Source organism: Vibrio sp. 10N.222.48.A3 (genome assembly GCF_041475345.1).
Classification (GTDB): Bacteria; Pseudomonadota; Gammaproteobacteria; order Enterobacterales; family Vibrionaceae; genus Vibrio; species Vibrio tasmaniensis_A.
In genome coordinates, this window is sequence record NZ_JBFRVX010001658.1 from 1 (window position 1) to 412 (window position 412).

A 412-nucleotide genomic window follows, 5' to 3' on the forward strand; every position below is an offset into this window, starting at 1 on the left:
GTATATGGCAAGGTTACTTTACAACTATAACTTATCAATTTATTCAAAAAGTGCATATTTTTCAGATAATTATTCTCAAATGGAAATATCAGTTATGTGACGAGCAGAAGCATTTTCTCTTGTGATGGTAAGTACACTGATTTTTATAAAATGATAATAAAAAACCTGCAAATACAACTAACGTTAACTTTAAATTATCTTGTTTTATAAGCGGAGAATTAAAATGAAAATATGGTCTGTATCCTTTCTTGCAACTGCAGTAGCTGTCGCTCTAAGCAGTAATGCGATAGCTTGTACTGGGCTTATTGTTGGTAAAGAAGCGTCGAGCGACGGTAGCATTATGATTGCTCGTAATGAAGATTTTAGCGTTAACAACTGGAACAAATACCTAAAGTATCGACCTGCGCAAGAT

General features: G+C 33.5%; 1 protein-coding gene. It reads left to right on the forward strand.

Annotation, left to right across the window (positions count from 1 at the left end; genetic code table 11):
• Positions 1-223 precede the first annotated feature (223 nt).
• Positions 224-412: C69 family dipeptidase (locus tag AB4653_RS28300; RefSeq protein WP_372105951.1), on the forward strand; the 189-nt coding region annotated here is incomplete at its 3' end.